4 protein-coding genes and 2 pseudogenes are annotated in these 6,910 nt (G+C 70.6%); 1 reads left to right on the top strand and 5 read right to left on the bottom strand.

What is annotated here, in order from left to right:
- Positions 1 to 1,060: pseudogene (locus RB628_RS07310) on the bottom strand (hypothetical protein); the annotation flags it as partial.
- A gap of 430 nt (positions 1,061 to 1,490) precedes the next feature.
- Between RB628_RS07310 and RB628_RS07305 the strand changes: the two are divergent.
- Positions 1,491 to 1,760, top strand: a pseudogene (locus RB628_RS07305) (response regulator); the annotation flags it as partial.
- Between the two features lie 197 nt (positions 1,761 to 1,957).
- On the opposite strand, the gene RB628_RS07300 reads toward RB628_RS07305, so the two are convergent.
- The 4 genes from RB628_RS07300 to RB628_RS07285 all read right to left on the bottom strand — a co-directional run bounded on the left by RB628_RS07300 (position 1,958) and on the right by RB628_RS07285 (position 6,705).
- Positions 1,958 to 3,196, bottom strand: a complete 1,239-nt coding sequence (locus RB628_RS07300) for an ABC transporter permease subunit (RefSeq protein WP_318319470.1) — start codon at positions 3,194 to 3,196, stop codon at positions 1,958 to 1,960.
- Positions 3,197 to 3,213: 17 nt separating this feature from the next.
- A complete protein-coding gene (locus RB628_RS07295; RefSeq protein ID WP_318319469.1) occupies positions 3,214 to 3,990 on the bottom strand; it encodes an ATP-binding cassette domain-containing protein in 777 nt (258 codons plus the stop codon).
- Between the two features lie 36 nt (positions 3,991 to 4,026).
- A complete protein-coding gene (locus RB628_RS07290; RefSeq protein ID WP_318319468.1) occupies positions 4,027 to 5,130 on the bottom strand; it encodes a sugar ABC transporter substrate-binding protein in 1,104 nt (367 codons plus the stop codon).
- Between the two features lie 345 nt (positions 5,131 to 5,475).
- On the bottom strand, positions 5,476 to 6,705 hold the full coding sequence (locus RB628_RS07285) for a PP2C family protein-serine/threonine phosphatase (protein WP_318319467.1): 1,230 nt from the start codon (positions 6,703 to 6,705) through the stop codon (positions 5,476 to 5,478).
- Positions 6,706 to 6,910 lie beyond the last annotated feature (205 nt).

Here is a 6,910-nt window from a genome sequence, read left to right as displayed (position 1 = left end):
GTTCGTGGGAACCGGCGTGCTCGCGGGAACTGGCCTGTCTGTCGGAACCGGCGTGCTCACCGTGCCTGGCCGGTTCACCGTGCTCCGGGGGCGAGGAGGCGGCGTGGAGAATCTGGATGAAGGTGTTGCGGATCGTCTCGTCGGGGCAGAGGGTGAACGTTTCCTCGAACTGGTCGACGATGACCACAGGGCGGGCGGGAGAGGCGGTCGGGGAATCGGGCGCGTCGCGGCGGGCCCAGGCGGCGACCGTCTCCCGTACCGCATGGGCGAATTCGGGCGTACCGGGCTCGGCGACCGGCTCCCCGGCGGGGGACAGGAGCTGTGAGAGTCCGGGGATACGGCGGGTCAGTTCGGCGAGCGGATCACTGCCCGGGACGAGCTGCAGGATCTCCCGGGCCGGCTGCCCCGGACCGCCCAGCGCCCCCTCCTGCAACGCGGGCACGAGCCCGGCGCTCAGCAGGGAGGACTTGCCCGCCCCGGAGGCGCCCACGAGTATGACCAGACCGCCGGTGCCGGCGGCGGCAGTGGTCGCCGTGGGTTCCGCCGCGCGGAGCTGGGCGACCAGGGCGTCGGTGCTGCGCTCCCGGCCGAAGAACCAGCGGGTGTCCTCCAGACGGTACGAGGCGAGGCCCCGGTAGGGGCACACCCCGCCCGGCACGGCCGCGACCTCGACGGCGTGCGGCTCCGCGTCCTCCAGGGGCCCCGGGGTCCGGTCACCGACGGGGTCGGCGACGGCGCGCTCCCACAGGCGCTGCCACTGGACTGTGTCGTACAGCCCGGGGGAAACCGGCACGGGGCGGGCGCGCCGGGCCTGCGGGACGAGGACGCTCAGTACGGCGGCGAGGGCGGCGAACTGGGCCGGCACGTTCTTCGCCCGCCGCCAGTCGCTGATCCGCTGCACGGACACCCGCACGGGCCGCCCGCGTTCGTCGACCCGCTGCAACTGGGCAACAGCTTCGGCCACCCGCTTGAGGGGAGGATTACCGGCCTCCTTGTACAACAGAGCGAGTCGCTCCGCGAAGGCCGTGCGTGCCCCTGAGTCGGAACTCAAGGTCTCCACCCCTTACTTCCTTCGCGTCTGTCATCCGGTGTCACTGTGTCATCCGGACCGGAAAACTCACTCTATACGGCTGACCTGCGGTTAAGCCCTCGGCCCCGCACCGGAACCTCCTCTCCTGGAGCCGTGAATGGCAGGATCATGACGCAACAAGGAATCAGCCGCGTGGCATCCACCCGGACCACCAGCGCAGCGATCCGCAGGGCAGCCCTGACGCCGAACGTTCTCGGCCGGCTTCCGCCGGATTCGCCGGCCGGAGGCGTCGGTCGCCCCACGCGGGCCTGAGATCCGCGGAACCGGCGCCGCCCGGACTCCTCCCGGGTCCCCGTCCATCGTTCGGCACCGGTCCCCACGTGGGGAGGGACCGGTGCCGAATGGCGTTGTGAGCGCAGTACGGTGCCGGTACGCGCAGGGCCTTGTTGGGGGAGAACCGTTGAGCGCTCGGATTCTGGTCGCCGAAGACGACGAGATGCAGTCCCGTCTGATCCGGATCTGTCTGGAACGGGAGGGAAACGCGGTGCAGGCGGTGGCCGACGGCCGCGCGGCACCGGACCGGGCCAGGTCGACGAAGCCGGACCCCATCGTGCTCGACGTGATGCTGCCCCTGGTCGACGGACTCGACGTGTGCCGCATTCTGCGCACCGAGTCGGACGTACCGATTCTGCTGCTCACCGCGCGCACCACCGAGGAGGACATCCTCCTCTAGCGCGGGCGACGTCTACCACCTGCCCGACGGGCCGGAGGCCGAGGCCCGGAACGCCCGGATGACCGCGTACGGCAGCGAGAACAGATTCGGTCCCGCAGTCGACGGCGTGGGGCGACGACGCCCTGGACGGGCGGACGTACGGGCCCCTCACCTCTGGAACGGTGACGAGGCAGCCGCAGCCGCGCTCTGCTCCCTCAGGTCCGCACCCGCGACGCAGCCGTGCGCCGCCCCAGCGAGTCGATGATCACCGCGGTGACCAGCACCCCGCCGGTGATCATGAACTGGACCGCGGTCTCCACTCCGAGCAGCGCCATGCCGGAGGCGATCGACTGGATGATGAGCACCCCCAGCAGCGCCGACCAGGTCGAGCCGCGTCCGCCGAACAGGCTGGTGCCGCCGATGACGGCGGCGGCGATGGCGTTGATCAGCAGCATGCCGGAGCCGGAGACCTGGCTCGCCGAGGTGAACCGCGACGCGACGAACAGACCGCCGACCGCCGCCAGTGTCCCCGACACCATGAACACCGAGATCCGTACGCGTGTCACATCGACGCCCGCCCGCCGTGCCGCCTCCACCCCGCCGCCCAGGGCGAGAACCCGCCGTCCGTAGGGCGTGCGGCGCAGCACCAGGTCCGAGGCGACGATGAACCCGAGGAAGATCAGGAGGGCCAGTGGCAGGCCCTCGAAGCGGCCCAGTACGGAGACGGTGGTGAACGCGACCACCGCGAGCAGGCCCGTACGCGCCCAGATCTCGCCCACCGGCCGGCACGGCATCCCGGCGGCGGCGCGGCGCCCGCGGTCGCGGAGGGAGACGAGCAGATACACGGCTGTGCACAGCGCCGCCAGGCCGTAGGTGAAGACCGGGGCGCTGAAGTAACGGCTGGTCAGCGTGGCGACCAACCCGCCCTCGGCGAAGTGGATGGAGCTGTCCGGCCCGAGCAGGTAGATCATCAGACCGCTCCAGGTCAGCAGCCCGGCGAGGGTGACGACGAACGCGGGCACGCCGAACCTGGCGAAGAGGAACCCGTGGACGGCCCCGATGGCCGTACCGCAGACCACCGCGATGATCACGGCGAACCATTCCGTCATACCGAGGTTCACGTGCAGCGCCGCGAACACCGCGCCCGCGAGGCCGGCGAGCGAGCCCACCGACAGGTCGATCTCGCCGATCAGCAGGACGAAGACGATGCCGACGGCGACCATGCCGGTCCCGACGATGTCCACGCTGAGGACGGACAGGTTGCGCGGCGAGAGGAATCTGTCGTTGAGGCTCTGGAAGACCGCCCAGGTCACGGCGAGAGCGAGGAGCACCGGGGCAGGGCCGAGGCCTCCTTCTCGCAGCCTGCGGCGCACCGCGCCGGCGTAGGCGGCAAAACGCCCGGCGGACTCGCTGCCTTTCCCTTTCCCCTTTCCCTTGGCCTCCCCCTCCTTCATCCCCGGCGCCTCCTCCTTCACGGCCACACCTCGTCCGGGTGCGGGCGGTGGGCGACGGCATGGTCCGCCGCGCCGGTGATGGAGGAGACGATCTGCTCCTGGGAGGTGGTGTTCACGTCGAAGAGACCGTTGTTGCGGCCCAGGCGCAGCACGGCGACCCGGTCGGCGACGGCCTTGATGTCACTCATGTTGTGGCTGATCAGAAGTACCCCGAGACCCTGGTCGCGCAGCTCCTCTATGAGGTCGAGCAGCTGGTTGGTCTGCTGGATGCCCAGCGAGGCGGTGGGCTCGTCGAGCAGCAGCAGCCTGGGCGAGGCGAGGAACGAGCGGGTGATCGCGACGACCTGCCGCTGGCCGCCGGAGAGCGTGGCGAGCGGCACCCGTACGTCGGGGATACGGATGGACAGGGTGTGCAGCAGCTCGCGGGTGCGGCGCTCCATCTCCACCTCGTCGAGGATGCCGTAGCGGTGGATCTCCCGGCCGAGGAAGAGGTTGGCGACGACATCGAGGTTCTCGCACATCGCGAGGTCCTGGTAGACGGTCGCGATCCCCAGCAGGCTGGCGTCCTGGGGACGTCTGATCTGGACGATGCCGCCCTGCCACTCGATGACACCCTTGTCGGGGGGCCCGACCCCCGAGATCACCTTGACCAGGGTGGACTTGCCGGCGGCGTTGTCACCGACCAGGGCGACCACCTCCCCGGCCCTGACCTCCAGCTCGATGTCGACCAGCGCCTGTACGGCGGCGAACCGTTTGGAGATCCCGCGCAACGCCAGCAGGGGCTGACCGGGCACAGGGCCACCTCCTTCCGTCCCCATGGGTCCAGGAACTCATCGGGTGAGCCCGGCCCGGTCACAGGCGGACCGGAGAGCAGGCGTGCAGATCTGGTCGACGGTGTACATACCGTCCTTCACCAGCGTGGCCTCGATGTTGCCGGCGGTCACCGAGACCGACGGCAGCAGGACCGCCGGGATGTCCCTGGTGGTGGGGCTGTCGACGGTGCCGGTGGCGATGGCCCCGACCTCCTCACCGCGTCCCAGGGCGACGGCCATCTCGACGGTGGCGTCGGTCGCGCGCCTGAAGGGCTTGTAGATGGTCATGTACTGGTCGCCCTTGACGATGCGCCGTACGGCCGTGAGGTCGGCGTCCTGGCCGGTGATCGGGGGCAGCGGCCTGACCTTGGCGGCGTTGAGGGCGGAGACCACGGCGCCGGCCATGCTGTCGTTGGCGGAGAGGACACCGTCGATGTTCTCGCCGCCCAGGGCGGCGATGGCGCCGGTCATGTTGACGTAGGCGTTCTCCGGCCGCCAGTTGACGGTGTCGTACGACTTGCCGATGTTCACCCTGCCCTTGAGGACGGCGAGGGCTCCCTCCTTGTACCAGCCGGCGTTGGGGTCGGTGGTGGCGCCGTTCATCATGACGATCCGCCCGCCGTCCGCCTTCGTACCCATGGCCTTCAGCAGGGCCTCGGCCTGGAGCCGCCCGACCTCCTCCCCGTCGAAGGTGACGTACCCGGAGATCGGCCCCTGCGCGAGCCGGTCATAGGCGACGACCGGAATGCCGGCCCGGTGCGCGGCCTCGACGGACGGGCGCATCAACTGGGGGTCGACGGCGGCGAGGATCAGGACATCCATGCCTCTGGTGATCATCGCCTCGAACTGCTGCTGCTGAACCGCCGGGTCGGGCGTGGCGGCGACGGTCGCGGCGGGGCAGTCCGGGCACAGCTCCTTGAGCTTCTTCTCGATCAGAGGCTTGTCGAACTGCCCGAACCGGGAGACGCCACCCCCCGGCAGCAGAACACCGACGCTGAGGCTGTCGCCCCCGCTGCCCCCGCCCCCGTCGCCGCCGCAGGCTCCGACCAGGCTCAGAGCGGTGGCCACAGCGACGGCGACGGCCACACGTTTCACGGCTGGAAGACCGGCACCGAGACTCATCTTCGGTTCCTTAGAACTTTTGAATGATATTGGCGCTCAATGGAAAATCACTAACAAAAGGAACGTATGTGAACTTAAGGGCAAGCGTAGCCAAGCTGCGGCTGTCGCGCTCAGAGCCGACGGGCCCCTTCGGGCTGCCCGAGCGGCGGGGATGTCCTGGCCGACGGTGGTGGTCTGGCCGATGTGGGCCGGACGGGCCGGGCCGGCGGCCGTCGAAGCCGACGACGGCCTCACCGTCGGCGCCCGCACCGGCCGCACCCCCTCGGAGACCTGGACGCGGACGCGGTGCCCGCGTTTGAAGCGCCGGGCGCGCGGGTTGCTGTCGTGCTGCCGGCCCGGGACGGTTCACAGACGCAGGACGATCAGGGCGGTGTCGTCGGTGTTGCCTGCCGGCGGCAGGAGGTCGGTCAGGAGTGCGTCGGCCAGGGCCTCGGGAGTCGCGTGCCGGTGACGGGTGAGGGAATCGGCGAGGCGGGCCAGGCCGCTGTCGATGTCCTCGTCGCGGCGTTCGATCAGGCCGTCGGTGTACAGGACCAGGATGGCGCCTTCGGCGAAGGGCGTACGGGCCTGAGGGCGGGGGACACGCTCGGGCCGGGCACCGAGCGGCGGGTCGGTGGCCTGGTCGAGAAAGGCGACTGTGCCGTCGGGGTGCACGAGCGCCGGCGGAGGGTGGCCGGCGCAGCTGTACGTGATGGTGCGGCTGTCCCAGTCGATGAAGGTTGTCACGACGGTGGTCGACTCGGCGCCCTCGACGGAGCGTGCGTACAGGTCGAGGGCTTCCAGGGCCTGAGCGGGACCGCCCGCGACACGGGTGGCCCCGCTCAGGGCGCTGCGCAGCTGTCCCATGACGCAGGCGGCCGCCAGACCGTGGCCGACGACGTCGCCGACGGCGACCGCGAGGCTTCCGCCGGGCAGATCGACCAGGTCGTACCAGTCGCCGCACACGTTCAGCGCGCCGACGGCGGGACGGTAGAGCACGGCCGCACTGTGCGGCCCCGTCGAGCCCGGCGGGGGCAGCATCGCAGCCTGGAGGGCCAGGGCGACTTCGCGCTCACGGGCGTGCGCCGCGCGCAGCCGCTCGTTGACCTCCTGCAGTTCGCGGGCACGGGTGTACAGCTCGGCCTCCAGCGCACGGTCCCTGCTGTCCCCGTCCGGACCGCCGAAGGCGCGGATGAGTTCGGTGACCTCCTCCACCCGGTGGGCGATCAGTGCGACCTGCCCGTCGGCGCCGAGGATCGGCGCGTTGACCGGGCTCCAGTAGTGCTCCTGCCAGTGGCCGGGCCGCTCGGGGTCCTCGATGTCGTAACGGAGCAGCGCCATCGTGTCGCGCTCGCCGGTGGCCACCGTACGGAGCATCGACGCCTCGGTCTCCCGCATGCCGGCCGCGGCAGGGTCATGGGGATTCTCGGGGAAGACGTCGAAGATGTAGCGGCCCACCAGTTGCTCGCGGGTACGCCCGGACAGCCGCACGAAGTCGTCGTTGGCGTCGGCGTACACCAGGTCAGGGGTGAGCAGGGCCACCATGCCGGGCAGGGCCCGGAAGACCGCCGCGTAGTCGATCTGCGGTTTCCTCATGTCCTGCCTGTCTGCCTCGGTGCCGGGCGTTGCTGTGCTGCTCCACGATAGGAGTGAAAACGACACGGGGCCTGGCCACTCAGTCTTCCGAGCCCGGCGCGATCCGCGGCGGCGTGGATCCCGCGGACCCGCGACCTGCGGCGCCCTCAGGACACTTCACCGGCAACGAGCGCGCCACGGGGTCGCCTTCTCGCCGGCACTCACA

Source organism: Streptomyces sp. ADMS (assembly GCF_033441795.1).
Taxonomy (GTDB): domain Bacteria; phylum Actinomycetota; class Actinomycetes; order Streptomycetales; family Streptomycetaceae; genus Streptomyces.
This window is presented reverse-complemented; position numbering and strand designations above follow the sequence as displayed.

Bases quoted from the DNA above. Each gene is read 5' to 3' on its own strand.
- RB628_RS07290 (WP_318319468.1), bottom strand. From the start codon at position 5,130: ATGAGTCTCGGTGCCGGTCTTCCAGCCGTGAAACGTGTGGCCGTCGCC.
- RB628_RS07285 (WP_318319467.1), bottom strand. From the start codon at position 6,705: ATGAGGAAACCGCAGATCGACTACGCGGCGGTCTTCCGGGCCCTGCCC.
- RB628_RS07300 (WP_318319470.1), bottom strand. From the start codon at position 3,196: ATGAAGGAGGGGGAGGCCAAGGGAAAGGGGAAAGGGAAAGGCAGCGAG.